The sequence below is a fragment of the Pararhizobium capsulatum DSM 1112 genome (assembly GCF_030814475.1).
Classification (GTDB): domain Bacteria; phylum Pseudomonadota; class Alphaproteobacteria; order Rhizobiales; family Rhizobiaceae; genus Pararhizobium; species Pararhizobium capsulatum.
The window spans coordinates 13,437-30,968 of record NZ_JAUSVF010000005.1 but is presented as its reverse complement, the minus strand read 5'-3'; the positions used below and the strand labels follow the sequence as shown (position 1 = coordinate 30,968).

At 58.2% G+C, this 17,532-nt stretch carries 15 protein-coding genes; 5 read left to right on the top strand and 10 right to left on the bottom strand.

Annotated features, from left to right (window positions below):
• Window positions 1-80 precede the first annotated feature (80 nt).
• A complete protein-coding gene (locus QO002_RS29295) occupies window positions 81-713 on the bottom strand; it encodes a response regulator transcription factor (RefSeq protein WP_307236748.1) in 633 nt (210 codons plus the stop codon).
• Window positions 710-2,596 carry a sensor histidine kinase gene (locus QO002_RS29290; RefSeq protein WP_307236942.1) on the bottom strand — a complete coding sequence of 629 codons (1,887 nt, stop codon included), beginning with the start codon at window positions 2,594-2,596 and terminating at the stop codon, window positions 710-712. The genes QO002_RS29295 and QO002_RS29290 overlap by 4 nt, the downstream gene beginning before the upstream one ends.
• A gap of 302 nt (window positions 2,597-2,898) precedes the next feature.
• On the opposite strand from QO002_RS29290, the gene QO002_RS29285 reads away from it, so the two are divergent.
• The 5 genes from QO002_RS29285 to QO002_RS29265 all read left to right on the top strand — a co-directional run bounded on the left by QO002_RS29285 (window position 2,899) and on the right by QO002_RS29265 (window position 9,814).
• Window positions 2,899-4,563 (top strand): arylsulfatase, encoded by a 1,665-nt coding sequence (locus QO002_RS29285; protein ID WP_307236744.1) that lies wholly within the window; start codon window positions 2,899-2,901, stop codon window positions 4,561-4,563.
• A gap of 79 nt (window positions 4,564-4,642) precedes the next feature.
• Complete coding sequence (locus QO002_RS29280) at window positions 4,643-5,656, top strand: HAD family hydrolase (protein WP_307236741.1); 1,014 nt, start codon at window positions 4,643-4,645, stop codon at window positions 5,654-5,656.
• Window positions 5,657-5,772: 116 nt separating this feature from the next.
• Complete coding sequence (locus QO002_RS29275) at window positions 5,773-8,037, top strand: tetratricopeptide repeat protein (RefSeq protein WP_307236938.1); 2,265 nt, start codon at window positions 5,773-5,775, stop codon at window positions 8,035-8,037.
• Window positions 8,038-8,231: 194 nt separating this feature from the next.
• The gene (locus QO002_RS29270) at window positions 8,232-8,978 is read left to right on the top strand and encodes a hypothetical protein (protein ID WP_307236640.1); all 747 of its coding nucleotides are present in this window, start codon (window positions 8,232-8,234) and stop codon (window positions 8,976-8,978) included.
• A gap of 29 nt (window positions 8,979-9,007) precedes the next feature.
• A complete protein-coding gene (locus QO002_RS29265; protein ID WP_307236738.1) occupies window positions 9,008-9,814 on the top strand; it encodes a transporter family protein in 807 nt (268 codons plus the stop codon).
• Between the two features lie 50 nt (window positions 9,815-9,864).
• Here the strand turns inward: QO002_RS29265 and QO002_RS29260 are convergent, their stop codons facing one another.
• The 8 genes from QO002_RS29260 to QO002_RS29225 form a co-directional block, all read right to left on the bottom strand.
• The gene (locus QO002_RS29260) at window positions 9,865-10,590 is read right to left on the bottom strand and encodes an LssY C-terminal domain-containing protein (RefSeq protein ID WP_307236734.1); all 726 of its coding nucleotides are present in this window, start codon (window positions 10,588-10,590) and stop codon (window positions 9,865-9,867) included.
• Window positions 10,591-10,897: 307 nt separating this feature from the next.
• Window positions 10,898-11,395, bottom strand: a complete 498-nt coding sequence (locus QO002_RS29255) for a GNAT family N-acetyltransferase (protein ID WP_307236731.1) — start codon at window positions 11,393-11,395, stop codon at window positions 10,898-10,900.
• 114 nt (window positions 11,396-11,509) lie between these two features.
• On the bottom strand, window positions 11,510-11,674 hold the full coding sequence (locus QO002_RS29250; protein ID WP_307236728.1) for a hypothetical protein: 165 nt from the start codon (window positions 11,672-11,674) through the stop codon (window positions 11,510-11,512).
• Window positions 11,675-12,223: 549 nt separating this feature from the next.
• On the bottom strand, window positions 12,224-13,354 hold the full coding sequence (locus tag QO002_RS29245) for an ABC transporter ATP-binding protein (protein ID WP_307236726.1): 1,131 nt from the start codon (window positions 13,352-13,354) through the stop codon (window positions 12,224-12,226).
• A 44-nt stretch (window positions 13,355-13,398) separates the two neighbouring features.
• The gene (locus QO002_RS29240; RefSeq protein WP_307236723.1) at window positions 13,399-14,802 is read right to left on the bottom strand and encodes an NAD(P)/FAD-dependent oxidoreductase; all 1,404 of its coding nucleotides are present in this window, start codon (window positions 14,800-14,802) and stop codon (window positions 13,399-13,401) included.
• Window positions 14,803-14,804: 2 nt separating this feature from the next.
• Entirely contained in the window at window positions 14,805-15,662 is an 858-nt protein-coding gene (locus QO002_RS29235; RefSeq protein ID WP_307236720.1) for a PfkB family carbohydrate kinase, read from the bottom strand.
• A 36-nt stretch (window positions 15,663-15,698) separates the two neighbouring features.
• Complete coding sequence (locus QO002_RS29230; RefSeq protein WP_307236717.1) at window positions 15,699-16,559, bottom strand: carbohydrate ABC transporter permease; 861 nt, start codon at window positions 16,557-16,559, stop codon at window positions 15,699-15,701.
• On the bottom strand, window positions 16,556-17,521 hold the full coding sequence (locus tag QO002_RS29225; protein ID WP_307236714.1) for a carbohydrate ABC transporter permease: 966 nt from the start codon (window positions 17,519-17,521) through the stop codon (window positions 16,556-16,558). The genes QO002_RS29230 and QO002_RS29225 overlap by 4 nt, the downstream gene beginning before the upstream one ends.
• Window positions 17,522-17,532: the final 11 nt, after the last annotated feature.

Genomic DNA, 17,532 nt, shown 5'->3' with positions numbered 1-17,532 from the left:
GGGGTCAAACCAACCCCTTTCGGGCGTGATCCTATGACGAGTGCCGAGCTGCCGCTATTGTCCTTTGGTGAAGCACCGCTTCAAGAGGCATCGCCCTCTTCAACGAGATCGACAAGTCCCAGCCGCTCGGCGATGGAAACCGCTTCCGCCAGGGATCTTGCGCCGATTTTCTCCATGAGATTGTGTCGATGGGCTTTGATCGTCCTTTCGGACGTGCCTAGAGCGTGCGCGATCTGCTTGTTGAGCTTGCCGCGAACGAGCAGCCGCAAGACTTCGAATTCGCGCGGTGTAAGATTTGATAGACGGGCTCGGGAAGCATTCGTGCGCGCAAACTCCTCTTGGCGGATGTCGGCACGCCGCAGCGATTTATCAATGGTCTCAAGCAGGATGTCGGCTGTTGCAGGTTTCTCCAGAAAGTCGTCGGCACCCGCCTTCATTGCCTGAACGCCTGCTTTAATGTCACCGTGCCCTGTCAGAAACACAATGGGAAGCAGCGGAGCCATCGTCGACAGCTTTTCTTGCAAGGCTAGTCCGCTCAATCCTGGCATGTCGAGGTCAAGCAGGATGCATCCATGTTCGATCCCTGGCAGCCGTGCGAGCAACTCTTCACCCGAAGCATAGAGAGCGACGCCGTATCCCGATGCCGATAGCAACCGTCCTAAGGCGATCCTAAAGGAAAGGTCGTCGTCGACAATGTGGATGATGGGGTTCATGGGTGGTCCGAGCGTGCAAGGGGCAGGACCAGGCGAAAAACGGCGCCGCCTCCGCATCTGTTGGATGCCAAAATTCTGCCGCCGTACGTTTCTGCGATCGTGCGGGCGATCGAAAGACCGAGGCCGGTCCCGGCGGCCTTGGTCGTGTAAAAGGGTTCGAAGATCGTTGCCAGCTTGTCTTCCGGGATGCCGTCGCCGGAATCGGAGATCGACAACTCCGCCTTTGCGTCTTTTGTCAGCCGCGTCTCAAGTGAAATGTTCTTGTTCGTACCCGCCACGCCCATCGAATCCATCGCATTGATTGCGATGTTGAGAATGACCTGCTGAACATGAAGCCTATCCGCGCGGATGGGCAGAGGGTCTTCAGCTCGGCTGGAACTGACCACTATGCCCCTGCGAACCGCTTCACCCTGCAGGATCTTGATAGCGGTGGAGGTCAGCTCGTTCAGATCGAATACCTGCCAGTCAATTTCGCGCCTCTTCTTCAGAAGTCCCCTCATACGGGAAATGATGTCGTGGGCACGCTGATCATCATCGCGTATATCGACGAGGATTTGCTCAATCAGTTTCAAATCCGGAAAGGGGGACCTCAACACGATCGAGGCCGCCTCGGCATTGCTGCGAATGGCTCCAAGCGGTTGGTTCAATTCGTGGGCTATGGAGGCCGAAAGAGCGCCTGCGGTCGCGGACTGGTTGAGGTGGATGACCTCCAGCAAGCGATGTCGGGACTGAATTTCTGCTTTTAGACGACGACGGCGTTCCAGAAGGAGTATGGTGATTACTACACTCTGCAGCGCGACGACAAAGACGGCGACGGACACGTCGATCCAATGATCTTCCAGTAAACTTGGCTGCCGGAACATCTGGACCGTGCCGGGTGGCAAGTACTTATCAGAAAGCCCCCATCGCTTGAGCTGCCGCGCATCGACCATGTCGACTAATGGTGCCTGAGCGTGTTCGACTGGTTTTCCATGGAGGACATCCAACGCTAGCTCGGCCACCGTGGTTCCGAGCGACTCGAACGTGACGACGTTTCCGCCAACGATCCCATAGTCGAGATAAGTAGGATATGGACCATAAATGGGAGCATTCGCGTTGGCCGCTATTTGCTTGACGGCGTCCCTTGGAATGAAGTTGCGGCCGCTTCGATCCTTGAAGATAGTCAGCATCAAGACAATGCTGTCGCGAGGGAATGCCGCCGCCCTGGCAGCAAGCTCCTCAATCGTCAGGTTTTCAAGGTAAGTGGTATCATAGTTCTTCGAAAACGACGTCAGATCGGTTTTCGCCGCTTCCAACCACCATCGATCAAACTCCGATGATCCGCCGATGACGAAAAGATGACGGGCATCAGGCTGCAGACGTCGAGCCAACTCCGCGGTCTTGAGAATGTTGAACTCGGTGAACACCCCCGTCACATCGGCTGGAAGGTTCATTCTGAGAGCGGTCGACCTGTTGAACCCGGCGACAACGAGCCGGGCGTCCTTTGCCAGCGATGCCCGATGTTTCGCGATGAAATTTGCCGACTGTTCGCCAAGTGCGATGACCACGTCCGGCTGGCGAACCGCATACTTTTCCGCAAGAAATTTCCCCATGCGATCAACATGCTCCGCCTCAGGAAAGCGTGAAAGGTCGAGGAACTCGGAGAAAAGGTCGATTTTTCCACCCGTGGCATCAAGTAGTCGCTTCCTTACCGCTTCCCCCGCGACCGTGGTTGCGGCGATCCGCTCGTCATAGGGATAGAGCACCAATATGCGCGGAGCACGGGTTTCGCTGATTGTTTGGCCGACCGCCGTGGAGAGGCCCGGCAAGAGAAGAAGGAGGCACAGGCTGCATACCTTCGTGAGCCATCGCTGCAGCCTGGCCCAGTCACATAGCATGCGCATCGCTCTTCCCCCGAAAAGGTAACGCAATCTAACAAGTCGAGGTTGCTAATACAACCACCGCTTTAGGTGCCAGTTGGTGCGAAAACATACTTTTGCCCAAAGGTACAATATCGCTGGCGAGAGGGCTCGGATAGCTTCCCCACCTGAGTGTGCGTCCCAGCCTCGACTGCTCATCAGCGACGCACACCCTCGAAAAGCGTCATCGTATTGGATTGCTTATTTAATTTTCGGTCAACTGAAAACGGGCATGTGCCGGAAGCGCTTGGCGGTTCCGCGAACAAACCTCACTGGAGGATCTCAGGATGAATTTTCGTCTCGTCTATTCGGTCGGAGCCTTGGCGGCTTCGACGTTTCTTGTGGGGGCATTATCCCCTGTGATGGCGCAATCGCCGTCTAAGCCAAACATTCTCTTCATCGTCTCCGACGACACAGGCTACGGCGACCTCGGACCCTATGGCGGCGGTGAAGGACGCGGCATGCCGACACCGAACATCGACAAGCTGGCGGATGAAGGTATGACCTTCTTCTCGTTCTATGCTCAGCCAAGTTGCACCCCCGGTCGCGCGGCAATGCAGACCGGACGCATACCAAACCGCAGCGGCATGACGACCGTTGCCTTCCAGGGCCAGGGTGGCGGCCTGCCAGCGGCCGAGTGGACGCTCGCCTCGGTGCTGAAGCGAGGTGGCTATCATACCTATTTCACGGGCAAATGGCATTTGGGCGAGTCGGACTACGCACTACCGATCGCGCAGGGCTATGATGAGATGAAATATGTCGGCCTCTATCATCTCAATGCCTACACATACGCCGATCCGACCTGGTTTCCGGACATGGATCCCAAGTTGAGGGCGATGTTCCAGAAGGTGACAAAAGGCTCGCTTTCGGGCGTAGCCGGCGGCGAGGTCAAGGAAGACTTCAAGATCAACGGCCAGTACGTTGATACGCCCGTGATCGACGGCAAGGAAGGTGTTGTCGGCATTCCGTTCTTCGACGGTTATGTCGAGAAGGCGGCCGTCGAATTCCTAGATGAAGCAGCAAAGAAGCCTGATGAGCCGTTCTTCATCAATGTCAATTTCATGAAGGTGCATCAGCCGAATATGCCTGCACCGGAGTTCGAGCATAAATCCTTGTCGAAAAGCAAGTATGCGGACTCGGTTGTCGAGCTCGATACGCGTATTGGCAGGATCATGGACAAGCTGCGTGAAACCGGAATGGATAAGAACACGCTGGTCTTTTATACGACAGACAACGGTGCCTGGCAGGACGTCTATCCTGATGCCGGATACACCCCCTTCCGCGGCACCAAGGGCACGCTGCGCGAGGGTGGCAATCGCGTTCCCGCGATCGCCGTTTGGCCGGGCAAGATTAAGCCCCGCACCAAAAACCACGACATCGTTGGTGGTCTCGATCTGATGGCAACCTTTGCAGCAACCGGCGGCGTCCCTCTGCCGACAAACGACCGCGAAGACAAGCCGATCATTTTCGACAGCTACGACATGACGCCGATCCTGCTCGGTAGCGGCAAGTCAGAGCGCAAAAGCTGGTTCTATTTCACGGAGAACGAGCTTTCACCCGGTGCGATCCGCGTGAACAACTACAAGTTCGCGTTCAATATCCGTGGAGATAACGGTGCAGAGACTGGTGGTCTGGCCGTCGATTCCAATCTTGGCTGGAAGGGCGAGGAGAAGTACGTGGCCACCGTGCCTCAGGTGTTCGATCTGTGGCAGGATCCACAGGAACGCTATGACATCTTCATGAACAACTTCGCGGAGCGGACCTGGATGGGCGTGGTCATGGGGGAAGAACTGAAAACGATCATGGCGACATACGTCAAATATCCGCCGCGCAAGCTGCAGAGTTTTGGCTATACCGGCCCGATCACACTTTCAAATTATGAGAAGTTCCAATGGGTCAGGGACAGTCTCGCCAAGGAAGGCGTCAACATCACACTGCCGTCAGGCAACTAACCTTCGCGGCGGCCCTGTCCTTCAGGGCCGCCATTTTTCCACGAAGAGATTGCACACAACGACTGCCGGAGATCCTGCGATGGCTGCAGCACGAAATATCCTCAAGTTCTCCCGCAACGCCGCGTTCGGCGTGGCGACATTCATGCTCCTGGCGGCCTCGGCATTTGCTCAAACCGACCCTCTTCCGTCGTGGAATGACACCGCCGCCAAATCCTCCATCGTTGCCTTCGTCGAAAAGGTCACGAAGCAAAATACCACAGATTTTGTTCCGGAATCGGATCGGATCGCCGTGTTCGACAATGACGGCACGCTGTGGAGCGAGCAACCGATGTATGTGCAACTCGCTTTCGCGCTTGACCGTGTCAAGACGATGGCTCCCGAACATCCCGAATGGAAGGACACCCAACCGTTCAAGGCGGTGCTGGAGGGCGATCTGAAAACGCTTGCCGCTGCGGGTGAGAAGGGTCTGATGGAAATCCTTATGACGACCCATTCCGGGATGAGCAGCGACGAGTTTCTGAAGATCACGACCGACTGGATCGCCAGCGCGCGCGATCCCAAGTTCAAGAAGCCGTATACCGAACTCGTCTACCAGCCGATGATCGAAGTGATGCAGTATCTGCGAAACAACGGCTTCAAAACCTTCATTGTCTCGGGCGGCGGTGTGGAGTTCATGCGGCCCTGGACAGAAAAGGTCTACGGCATTCCGCCCGAACAGGTGATCGGCTCGTCGATCAAGACGCAGTTCGAGATGGTGGGCGATGTCCCGACGCTCCGCCGATTGCCGGAGGTCAACTTCATCGACGACAAGGCCGGAAAACCGGTTGGCATTAACGAGAAGATCGGTCGCCGCCCCATCGCCGCGTTCGGGAATTCGGACGGGGATCTGGAGATGCTGCAGTGGACGACAATGGGTGGCACGACGCCTCGCTTTGGTTTGATCGTTCACCACACGGACGCGGAACGCGAATATGCCTACGACCGGGAAACCCAATTTGGCAAGCTTGACAAGGCGCTTGACGCCGCGCCGATAAATGGCTGGACCGTCGTCGATATGAAAGCCGACTGGAAGCAGATTTTTCCCGACAAATGACTTGATGTCTCACAACCGCAGTGCGGATACTATCGCCTCCCGCCCTGCTACTGAGGGGGACATGAGACGTGCGGCGTAGGAGCGTTTGATTGAGAGCGCATTTCTCTCCATTAGCAATGGTACGGGCCGCCCTGCTCATCTGCGGAATGCTTGGGCTTGCACCTGCGACCGCCGCAGCGGAAGATTTGACGCCGCTTGCTGCCGACCCGCAGATCGCCAACCACGCTGGCTTCGTCGATGAGAGATTGTGTTCGTTGTGCCACGCTGATCAGGCGGCTGCTTTTGCCACGTCTCATCATGCCAAGGCGATGGCCGTGGCCAGCGACGCCACGGTGCTCGCCGATTTCAACGACACCAGCTATGAAGGAAACGGCGTCACGGCAAGCTTCTTCCGCAAGGATCGACAGTTCTACGTCAGCATCGAAGGGCCAGACGGCAAACAGGCGGACTTCGTAGTCAAATACACCTTCGCCTACGAGCCGCTGCAGCAATATCTGATCGATCTCGGCGGCGGAAAACTCCAGACGCTCGACATTGCCTGGGACACAAAGAAGCGAGAGTGGTTCTGGCTTGGGGCCGGATCGGTCGCGAAACCCGGCTCGACGTTTCATTGGACGGGTCCCTTCTACCGATGGAACCGCACTTGCATCGACTGTCACTCGACCGATCCGCAGACAAATTTCCGGTCGGAGACGCATACGTATGAGTCTTCGTATGTCGCGACCAGCATCGGTTGCCAGTCATGTCATGGCGGCGGCGCGAAGCATGTCGAATGGGCAAAACCGCAGTCCGAGGCGTCCGCTGCAGCTTCCTTGCCGCGCGTGGGACTGTCAGAGGTCAGCATGGACACCTGTCTCGCATGCCATTCGCGACGGACACGGCTTGTCGGCGACTACAAGCCGGGCGGTTCGTTCCTCGATAACTTCTCCCCGGCAATGCTGAGGAGCGACCTCTACTTTCCCGACGGTCAGGTCCTCGACGAAGTCTTTGAGTACGGCTCTTTCCAGCAAAGCAAGATGGCGCGGGCAGGCGTAACCTGCTTCGACTGCCATCGCCCGCATGAGGGCGGCGTCAAGGCCGTTGGAAACGCGCTCTGCACCCAGTGCCACACGCGGGACGCTCCCGAGCGCTTTGCCCTCAATGATCCGAGCGGTGCTTTCGACACTCCAACCCATACCCATCATGCTGAAGGCTCAAGCGGCGCGCTTTGCGCCAGCTGCCACATGCCGGAGCGGACCTATATGAAGGTCGATCCCCGTCGTGACCATTCCTTCGTGATCCCGCGGCCAGATCTGTCGGAGATGTATGGCACACCGAATGCCTGCACATCATGCCACGAGGGCAAGACGAACGTCTGGGCGTCGCAGACCTTGGACAAATGGTTTGGCGCAGGATGGCGAAACCGTCCTACGATCGCACATGCCTTCGCGGGCGCTGCGCAAAACGACGCGGCATCGATCCAGGCCTTACGGGCGCTTGTCGGAGACGGAAAACAAGCAGGGATCGTTAAGGGAAGCGCTATTGGCGAGATGAGCAGGCTGGCAGGAGCGGACGCAGTCGCGGATGTTAAAGCGGCCACAGAGAACGTCGATCCGCTGGTGCGACTAGGGGCAGCAGAGGCTGCCAACAACCTGCCACCCGAGGTTCGGCTCGACACGATAGGCAGGCTTCTCGGCGACAAGACGCGAGCGGTCCGGGTAGCGGCAGCCAGGGCGCTCGGAAGCACACAGTCGCTGGACTTCCTCGGAGATCAACGTCGTGACTTCGACCGCGCCGTCGCCGACTTGAAAACCTATGTCGAGGCGAACGCGGACGTCGCAGAGACACAGAGCAACTATGGCACGTTCCTGCTCGAACAGGGACATCCCCTGGAAGCAGAGAAGACCCTGCGTAAGGCAATTGATCTCGATCCAGGCCTTCCGGGCGCACGCATCAATCTGGCCGAACTTTACCGCGCCACAGGGGACGGGCTGAAATCCGAACAGACCTATGCCGAAGCGGTCGCGGGAAATCCTGACCGGGCTGACCTTCGTTTCGGCCATGGCCTGTCCCTCGTACGCCAGAAGGCGACGGCAGAGGCGATAGGAGAACTGGAGATGGCCGTCCAGTTGGACCCAGCCAACGCGCGCTACAGGATGACCGCGGCCGTCGCACTCGATTCGGTTGGACGGACGGAAGAGGCGTTTGAGCTGTTTGATCCGGCTCAGGCGACTGGTGCGGATGCCAACCTGTTAAACACGGCCATTCAGATAGGGCTCAAACTCCGCCGCTATGCGGAGACACTTAGTTTTGCGATGGCGCTGTCACGTTTGCAGCCGGACGATCAAAACGTTGCAGACCTCGTGAGACAACTGCTGGCTGTTGGCGAGGACAACAAATGATGAGCGAATACACAGTGGGGCAGTCAACGTCGCCGATAGTCCATATTCGATTGCGGACAAGAAGTTGGCTCGTTGCGTTCGCTACCCAGGTACGATCTCGCGGAAATGATGTGCATTTGGCAACTCACCGACCAGAAGCGGAGCACGCAATGACGAACTACATCAAGCTCACTCTTTCTGTTGCTTTCGCCGCGATGGTCTGCGGCGACGTCCACGCGGCAGATCTTCCGCCGCTGATGACCGAGAAACCTCAAGTGATCGAGTCGGAATCCGGCTGGACCTTCGCAGTCGCGCCCTATTTCTGGATGGCCGGAATTTCTGGTGACACATCGCAGTTTGGTCTGCCTGTCGTCCATATGGACTCCGACTTCAGCGACGTCTGGAACAATCTTGACTTTGCGTTCATGGCAGCCGGGGAGGCACGGAACGGCCGCTTCAGCGTGATAGGCGACGTCGTCTACACGAAGTTGTCCGCCGACGCAGAGACACCACGTGGAATCCTTGCCGATAATGTGGATGTGGCGACGAGCACGTTCTCCGGCCTGCTTGGCATTAGCTACGCGGTTCTGGACGGACCCGAGGGTCACCTTGACATCGTCGGAGGTGTCAAGGTCTGGTCGGTCGATACGACGCTCTCGTTCGACGGTGGACTTCTTGGCGGCATTGAGAGAAGCGACGGTGCGACCTGGGTTGATGGCATGTTCGGATTAAAGGGGAAATATTCGCTTACACCGGAAATCTATCTGACCGGTTGGGGGCTGTTAGGCGCGGGCGGAGCGGACATTGATTGGGATGTCGCGCTTGGATTGGGCTACGATTTCAACGAACGGATTTCGGCGATAGCGGGGTATCGTGCACTCGGGGTCGACTACAGCCACGACGGCTTCGTCTTCAATGCCGTGCAGCAGGGTCCGATTCTCGGCGTTTCGATAAAATTCTAGCGCCTACCAACAACTTATGGAGACCGACAATGACATTCTCGGCTTTGAGGAACTCCATCAGTCTGTTGGTGCTGTTCGCTTGGACGACCTTGCTCCAAGCTCAAGAGTCCAGCTCAGACCTGGCAAAGAAGTTGTCGAACCCGATCGCTTCGCTGATAAGCGTTCCGTTTCAGTACAACTACGACCACGGCTACGGTCCGCTGGACGGCGACAAATCGACTCTCAACATCCAGCCCGTCATCCCGATCTCGTTGAACGAAGACTGGAACCTCATCTCGCGCACCATTCTCCCGGTGATTTGGCAGGACGAAATCGCAGGGCCGTCAGGATCGCAGTTCGGCCTCGGTGACACCGTTCAGAGCTTCTTCCTCTCTCCGGCGAAGCCAACCGAGAATGGGCTCGTCTGGGGCGCAGGCCCAGTATTCCTGATACCTACGGGGACGGACGATTTGCTGGGCGGGGAGAAATGGGGAGTGGGTCCGACGGTCGTTGCGCTAAAGCAGGACGGCCCGTTGACCTATGGGGTGTTAGCCAATCACATCTGGTCATTCGCGGGCAACGACGACCGGGCTGACATCAGCAACACGTTTCTGCAGCCATTCCTTTCCTATACCACGCCTGACGCCTGGACGTTCGCCCTGAACACCGAGTCGACCTATGACTGGAAGACCGAAGAATGGTCCGTTCCCATCAACTTGACGGTTTCCAAATTGGTGAAGATCGACAAGCAGCCGATCAGCCTCACAGCGGGGCTGCGCTATTGGGCAGCGGCACCCGACAATGGCCCGGAAGGTCTGGGAGTGCGAGTGGGACTGACGTTCCTGTTTCCAAAATGAGCGGATGGGCTTTGACAACAACCGTCAGAAAGTGGCACGAGGCAGTTCCGCTATTGGATCGTGTTGTTTTTTAACACGCCAATGAGTGCCTGCCCGTCCGTGAAATACGGATCGCCGCCACCGTTTCTGCCTGTTTTAGTCTCCCCAATACCCATTCGAGAATAGGTCGTTGAAATCTGCCCAGCCTTCTGCAGGTCATCAATGACAAGATCGCGATCAGCATCGACGTCCGGGCCGATGTGATGCGTGATTTCCCCCGTATCGTGGCTGACGCCGACGCCGCGGTCGAAGCTCGCCGAACCGAGCCAAAGCGGCCGGCCATCAGGTTCGAGACTCGTCGTCATCCAAAAGCGGACGTGATGCCGCTCGTCCGCACTCCGGCCGACCGACTTCTCGAACGCCAAGTCCTGCTTACGGCCGTCAAACACCAGCGCACTGACCGGAGCATCGAGATCCGGACGGTCGAGCGCCACGCTCAATCCGATCTCGATTGAGGTACGCAGCGTGATTTTGTCCGCCGGATTCCATTTCGCCGCGACAAACGACCGGATCAGTTGCTCCTTGGTCCCTACCAAGCCGACGTTGATTGGATCGCCCGGAATGTCCTGCTCCGTGGTCGTTACCATCGTGCTGAACCCCGCCAGACGGCGGCCGTCATGGAAGATCCAAAGTTCAGGAATCAAAAAATAGCAGACCAACAAGTATGCCGCGACCAGGGACGCAATTGCGCCCGCCGCAAGCTGAACTATGCCTCTTTGCCCATTGCTTCTCGACATCGGGGCGTCGTCCTTACATTAGCAGTGAAGCAGGGTAACGGCGTAAGGCGACGCTAAAGCGCTCCTTCGACTATCGAAGACAGCGCCCACCATAGTCTGCCACCAATCGGTCAACAAGATCGCAACGAGCTATAGACTGGCCCAAGAGGCTGACGCTTCAACCTGAGCAAAAACATTCGGTCGCGAGGTTCCGCAATATATTCGGGTACGCGCAGTCCGCTTTCAGGAAGTTATTGCGAAGTCGCCCGGCCTCCACTCAGGCTTAATTTGGGACGAATGACCCGACCACTTTGCGCCCAAAAGCGGACTATTCCCCATAGAATGCTGAATGATAGCGCACGACTCCTTGAAGCTCGTCATCGCCGAAGTCCAGACGTTGGAAATACTCCTGAGGAACGCCCGGAAACTTCAGGGCGGAGTCAGTTTTAAACCCGAAGCGGCAATAATAGGCAGGATCGCCTAAAACGACGCACCCTCGCGCACTAAGCGCTTTTATCTGGTCGAGCCCGGCTTCAATGAGCTGGACACCGACACCTCGCCGTTGCTGGTCAGGTCGTACAGCAATCGGACCGAGGCCGTACCACTCGACTGATTGTCGATCGATCTCGATAAGAGAAAAGGCGACATAACCCACGATCACACCATCAAGTTCTGCGACTAGGGATTTTGTCAACGCACCTGCCGCCCGCAGGGCGTCGACAATCGCTGCTTCAGTCCCATCACTGTGCGGCGCTCCTTCGAACGCGGCTGTAATAAGCTTTTGAATTTCTGGAATGTCGCGGGGATTTTCGGGTCGTATTATCATAAGAGGTTTGTAGCAAACAGCCGCCGGACCGCCAACAGCTAGTCTCCTCTGGTGAAGGGGTTCGGGTGCCGTAGGGCGTAGAAAGCCTCTCATGCAGGAACGCGCCGAGCCTTCTTATAGCACTGCGATCTGGATGAGAGGCCGCTCGTCCTGATTGTCGCGACGCACCTTCTCGTCCTCGACACCAAGATTGCCGGATATGCCGGCAAGGAACAGAGGAAGAATGCCCATGACGTACCAATCACCGAACGCCAGCGAAAGCCGGCTGGAACGCGGCAAGCGGGCGCTCGCTGAAATCGACGGTGCGGCCGGTCACAATGTCATCGCCGCTCTGGGGAACATCGCTCCCGACTTCGTAGACTACAGGCCCCGAACAGAGTGCAGGTTTTGCACAGGTCCAGGCACTGATCATCGAGGCGATAGCCGACAGTTAGGCTTGACGTTTTTCACATCACGCCCGCCTTTCTCTACGCAGTCTTCGGCTCCAAGGAGGAGATTTGTCGACGGGCGCTGGATTATAGCATCGAGCGTGTGTCCAAGGCGCGGCAAGGGAAGTTGTCAGCTTGTGGCGCCCTGCGTTCTAGCTCGATAATATCGCGGAGGGGGTCACGGCTCTGAGTAAACCGCGTGGCTGCATAATCTCGACCGCTGCTCTTCAGCATGCCGAAGAATGAGAGTGTCGCCACGACGATTGCAGCCCGGCGCGAAGATTTGGTTCCGTTGAGGAAGGCGTCTGAGCAGGCCGTCAGCGAGGGAGATAGGGATTCTCTATCTCACTTTATTCGACAGTCGTGCAGGGCTGTCGGCGCAGGCCGTATTTCGCCTGGGCTATACCACTGGCGTTTCCCTATAGGCGGAAAAGCCGCAGGCGACAGCGCGACCATTGGCATCGAAGACATGAAAATTTTGACGTGGAGCGCTGAAGCGGATGGTTTGCATGCGATCAAATGAACGCTCACCGTCCGTCTTGATGAGCAGTTTTTCGCTGCAGCCCGGTAGATCCACATAGAGTATCTGGGACTCCCCAAGATGCTCCACCAGGTCGATGACACCTGCAAGTATTGGGTCGCTCTCGCCAGCCCTGTCGATCTGAACATTCTCCGGCCGAATGCCGAAGCTGATCGTGTCACCTTCGGACAGACTGTTTTGTTCCACTGATATCTCGAGGCAAATGCCGCACTCGAGCTGGCACCGCGCCGATCCTTCCGAACGAGCGATTACCTTTCCGTGCAAAATGTTCATCGCGGGAGAACCGATGAACTGGGCAACAAACAGGCTCGCGGGCTTCCTGTAAAGGTTAGTCGGCGTGCCCACCTGTTCGATGCGACCGTCCTTGAAGACAACGATGCGGTCCGCCAACGTCATCGCCTCGACTTGGTCATGCGTGACGTAGATCATGGTCACATCCGGCATGCTCTGTTTCAACTTCGCGATCTCGATTCGCGTAGCAACGCGAAGCGCCGCATCGAGATTGGACAACGGCTCATCGAAGAGAAACACGCGCGGGTTGCGCACAATCGCCCGGCCGATCGCAACCCGCTGCCGCTGCCCGCCCGAAAGCGCCTTGGGCTGCCGTTGCAGGTATTTGTCGAGTTGCAGGATTTCGGCCGCCTTGCGCACCCGCGCATCGATCTCGGTTTTCGGCGTGCCGGCGATACGCAGGCCGAAAGCCATGTTCTCGTAGACAGTCATGTGCGGATAGAGGGCATAGGACTGGAACACCATGGAGATGCCGCGCTTGGAGGGAGCGACGGCATTCATCCGCTCACCGTCGATGACGAGGTCGCCGGAGGTGATGCTCTCAAGGCCGGCAATCGAGCGCAGCAAGGTGGATTTGCCGCAGCCAGAAGGGCCGACGAAGACGATGAACTCGCCTGATTTTATATCGAGGTCGATCCCGTGCAGGACTTCGAAATCGGCATAAGCCTTGCGAATGTTTCTCAACGACAAATCAACCATTGTTCCCATTCCATTGTTTTGATTTCACCACTGGAGGCAACGTGTCAGGGGGCAAGCCTGGCCAGAAACCGCGTCAGCGGATCCGGCTCCCTGTTGAGGATCTCGAGGTCGTTCTTGCGCCTGATGGCCTGGCGCACGACCTTGGCGCCCACATAGCGCAGAGGCTCGGGCGGTAGCCGCGTGCGCTTGCCGATGCCGACCAGCCCGGAACGGCTCCAAACATCGTCGCGTCCGAGGACGAGGCTCGCCATGATACGTCCTGCGACAGGCGCTTGCGCGATGCCCGTGCCGTTGAACCCCATCGCGTAAAAGATGTTGGCATGGTCCTTCAAATGGCCGAAGATCGGTAGGTGCTGCGCTGTGCAATCGATCGGGCCGCTCCAGTCGTAGAGGACGGGCACTTCCTTGAGTTGCGGATAGACCCGGTGCAATTCCCTGATGTTGTCGGCCCCTGCATCGCCGCTGCGGTTGAAGCGACCATCGATCCGATCGCGATAGGCAATGCCGCCCGTGCCCCGCCCAAAGATGACCTGCCCAGCGGGCGTACGCTGGTAGTAGAGCACGTGATGCTGAGCATCGCAGATCGACGCCCCGTCAACCCAACCTATCCGCTCGAGGATGTCGGCCGTCGGGGCGGTCGCGATGACTTGGCTGCTGACCACATAGAGATAAGGATGTAGTTCCGGAATGGCCGACAGCCAGGCGTTTGCGGCGAGAACAACCTTGCCGGCGCAAAGCACGCCCCCGGCGGTGCGCAGCTGCGGTTGGGCTCCCGGGACAATTTCGAGAACCGGGCTGTGCTCGTGAATCACAATGCCTTTGGAAAGGGCGAGACGACGTAGGCCCAGTGCAAGCTTCGCGGGCTGGACCGTCCCCGCCCTGTCCTCGACGATGCCGACATAAGAGGCGGTGGAACCGGTCCGGCGCAAAATGTCGGAGCGCATGAGCGGCCGGAAGCGCTCTTCGCCGACGTCGCGGCACAAATCGCAGGCTTGCGTCCAGGCACCTTCCTGCGCCGTCGAGCTTGCGGTCCACAGCCAGCCGTCAAGCCTGAGATCCATGTCGATGGTGCCTGAGGCTTGCAAGCCGCTCAGTTCCTCGATGGCGTCGACCGTTGCGCGGCACAGCCTGAGCGCGTTTTCCTCGCCAACAAGTGCACGCAGCATGTCAATTTCCGCAAACCAGCTATGAACCTGCCCGCCATTGCGGCCCGAGGCGCCGGAGCCGCAGAAATCAGCTTCAAGAACCGTCACCCGTGTCTGCGGGGCCTGCTCCTTGATCCGCAGGGCCGTCCAAAGACCGGCATATCCGCCGCCGACGATCGCTACATCGCAATCCGCGCTACCCTGCAAGGGCGAGGTGACGGCATCCGCGTCTATGCTTTGCAGCCAGAAAGAGCGGTCCGCCTTCGCCGCCACGACGGGCGGCCTCAATTTGATGGTGTTCATGCTCAAGCCCTCTGTGCCGTGCGGATGACGCTATCGTATTTGTCGAGCAACCATTGGGGGATCGCCCGGATCGGTTGGGGGAAACCGCCGAGATGGGAGCAGGTTTCCGCGGCGTTGGCGGCGGAACGGGTCAGGGCGGCTTGCTCCGATCGATCCTCGAGGAAGCGCGACACGAGGAAGGTGGCAATAAAACTGTCGCCTGCGCCGCAGGTGTCAACCACCGTCACCGGTACCGAGTTTGCGCAAAACAGTTCGCTGCCATTGTCATAGAAGGATCCGCGCTTCCCGCAGGTGATCACGACCTGACGCGCCCCCGCCTCGTTGAACCGGGCGATCAACGGCTCGACTGGTTCCGTCGGATCATCCGGTCCGGAGGCGAAAAGCAACGGCACGCCTTCAAGTGGAAGGTCGAAATACCGCGTGGAGACATCAATGCTAAACGGCACTCCATCCGCGACGAGGCGGCGGACCAACTGCTCGCTGGAATTGGTGCCAAGATGCACCCAGTCCGCATGCAATAGCGCCTCATAGCGCTCCGGGTTCGGAACATAGTTCTCGCCGACACCGAGGGATTCGAGAAGAAAGCGCCGCTCGCCGGCATCGTCGGTCAGCAGCGTCACCGCCGAAGCGCCGGGCCGTATTTCGATATCGGCGGGGATGAGGCCCGCCTCCTCCACGGCGCGAAACATGATCTCCGCTTCTTCGTCCGGCCCCAGCGCGCCGAAATAACGAGAATCAAAACCCTGCCGCCGCCACTGCACGGCAACATTGAGAGCATTGCCTCCCACGGTGACGAAATCTTTATTGAGGTAGGCGTCGAGGCAATTGTCACCGACGGCAATCAGCTTGAAATTCGTCATGCTTATTCCGCCTTCCGTCTCAACAGGGTCCACATCCTATTTCCCGATGCCTTCGGCCAGTCCACGAATGAAAAAGCGCTGGGCCGCAAAGAAGGTGATAACGATCGGAAGCGCCGAGAGCGTCATCGCCGCGAAAACGACGGCATAGTTCGTCCCATGCTTCGCCATGATGGAGGTGAGGCCGACGGGCAGCGTCTGGAGGTCCGCGCCGCTGGTGAAGATCATCGCGAAGAGATACTCGTTCCACGCGAAGAGCACGTGCAGGATCACGCAGGAGATCAGGATCGGCTTGCACAGCGGCAGCGTCACCCGCCAGAAGATCTGGCCCTCGCTGGCGCCGTCCATAACGGCGGCTTCGTCCAGGTCGCGGGGCAGTCCGAGCATGTAGGCGCGTATGAGGAAGGTCGTGAAGGGAATGCGGAAGGCAGTGTAGAGGATGATCAGCGCCCAATAGGTGTTGTAGAGGCCCAATTCCTGCATCATGCGCACAAGTGGAATGACCGCGACCGTCGGGCTCAGCATGAGGCCGCCGAGCACGATGCCGACGAAGAACGGCTTTCCCGGCAGTTTCGACCGGGTTAAGCCATAGGCGGTCCAAGCGCTGACCAGCACTGTGCAGACGGCCGATCCGAGAGTGACGATGACGCTGGTCGCGATATAGTTCCGGATGCCCTGGTTCCAGGCGGAGATGTAGTTCGTCACACTGAGGCCGCTCGGCAGCGCAAACGGGTTGCCGAAGATCTCGGAATTGGTCTTGAAGCCGTTCAGTGCCATCCAGAACAGCGGATAGAGGACGACGACGCCGAGGGTGAAGAGGAAGGTGACGAGGCAGACTTTCGCCAGCACGGCGACGAAGTCCGTGCGTTCGGTTTCCCGCGGTTGATAGGCGACGCTCACAGGTCAACCCTCCGTCTCTTGGTGTACCAAAGTTGCGCTAAGCCGGTCAGGAGCGTGATGACGAAGATGACCGACGCGATGGCCGCGCCATAACCGAAGTCGTTTTCGATGAAACCCTGCTGGTAAAGCCAAGTCCCCAGTACCTGGCTGCTGTTGTTGGGGCCGCCGCCGGTCATGACCATGACCTCGTTGAAGACTTGGAACGCGCCGGTGATCGTGACAATCACCATCAGGCCGGTCATTTCGCGGGTGAGCGGAAAGGTGATGTTCCACAGGCGGCGCCAGGTCCCTGCCCCGTCCATGATCGCGGCGTCGTAGAGTTCCCGCGGGATCTTCTGGATGGCGATGGCGAACAACAGTGTTGAATAACCAAAACCCTGCCACTGGCTCATGGCGATGATGGCGTAGATTGCCGTCTGCTCCTCGCCAAGCCAGGCGCGCGACCAGTCCGCAAGCCATATATGCGTAAGTGCCGAATCCAGAAGCCCGATGTCCGGTTGATAGATGAAATAAAACAGGAGGCCGGTCACGGTGATCGAGATGGCCGAGGGCACGAAGTAGACGGCACGCCAGAACCGGCGCCATTTCTCCTCGCTCAGCCCCTCGATGAGGGCAGCGAGAACGAAGGCACCGAAAACCTGGAAGATGACCGAGATGACGGCGTAGAGCGTGTTGTTGACGATCGCCGTCCAGACGACCGGATCACCCTGCAGGCGCCGGTAATTGTCCAGTCCGATGAAAGCGGTCTCGCCGGTGAAGATATCCTGGTTCTTTGTACTGACGAGGAAATTGTCGAAGATCGGATAATAGACGAACCAGAGGATCAGGACGAAGGCAATCAGGACCCAGCGGAACGACAGGATCCCGGTTACCGTGCCGAGCCGGTCATTTTCCGACCGGCTCGACCGAGTGAAGCCGATTTTGGCGGCTTCACCCTTGTGTTGTTGTTTCATGACCGCCATTGCGAGCCCTA

Bases quoted from the DNA above. Each gene is read 5' to 3' on its own strand.
- QO002_RS29295 (WP_307236748.1), bottom strand. From the start codon at position 713: ATGAACCCCATCATCCACATTGTCGACGACGACCTTTCCTTTAGGATC.
- QO002_RS29290 (WP_307236942.1), bottom strand. From the start codon at position 2,596: ATGCGCATGCTATGTGACTGGGCCAGGCTGCAGCGATGGCTCACGAAG.
- QO002_RS29285 (WP_307236744.1), top strand. From the start codon at position 2,899: ATGAATTTTCGTCTCGTCTATTCGGTCGGAGCCTTGGCGGCTTCGACG.
- QO002_RS29280 (WP_307236741.1), top strand. From the start codon at position 4,643: ATGGCTGCAGCACGAAATATCCTCAAGTTCTCCCGCAACGCCGCGTTC.
- QO002_RS29275 (WP_307236938.1), top strand. From the start codon at position 5,773: ATGGTACGGGCCGCCCTGCTCATCTGCGGAATGCTTGGGCTTGCACCT.
- QO002_RS29270 (WP_307236640.1), top strand. From the start codon at position 8,232: ATGGTCTGCGGCGACGTCCACGCGGCAGATCTTCCGCCGCTGATGACC.
- QO002_RS29265 (WP_307236738.1), top strand. From the start codon at position 9,008: ATGACATTCTCGGCTTTGAGGAACTCCATCAGTCTGTTGGTGCTGTTC.
- QO002_RS29260 (WP_307236734.1), bottom strand. From the start codon at position 10,590: ATGTCGAGAAGCAATGGGCAAAGAGGCATAGTTCAGCTTGCGGCGGGC.
- QO002_RS29255 (WP_307236731.1), bottom strand. From the start codon at position 11,395: ATGATAATACGACCCGAAAATCCCCGCGACATTCCAGAAATTCAAAAG.
- QO002_RS29245 (WP_307236726.1), bottom strand. From the start codon at position 13,354: ATGGTTGATTTGTCGTTGAGAAACATTCGCAAGGCTTATGCCGATTTC.
- QO002_RS29240 (WP_307236723.1), bottom strand. From the start codon at position 14,802: ATGAACACCATCAAATTGAGGCCGCCCGTCGTGGCGGCGAAGGCGGAC.
- QO002_RS29235 (WP_307236720.1), bottom strand. From the start codon at position 15,662: ATGACGAATTTCAAGCTGATTGCCGTCGGTGACAATTGCCTCGACGCC.
- QO002_RS29225 (WP_307236714.1), bottom strand. From the start codon at position 17,521: ATGGCGGTCATGAAACAACAACACAAGGGTGAAGCCGCCAAAATCGGC.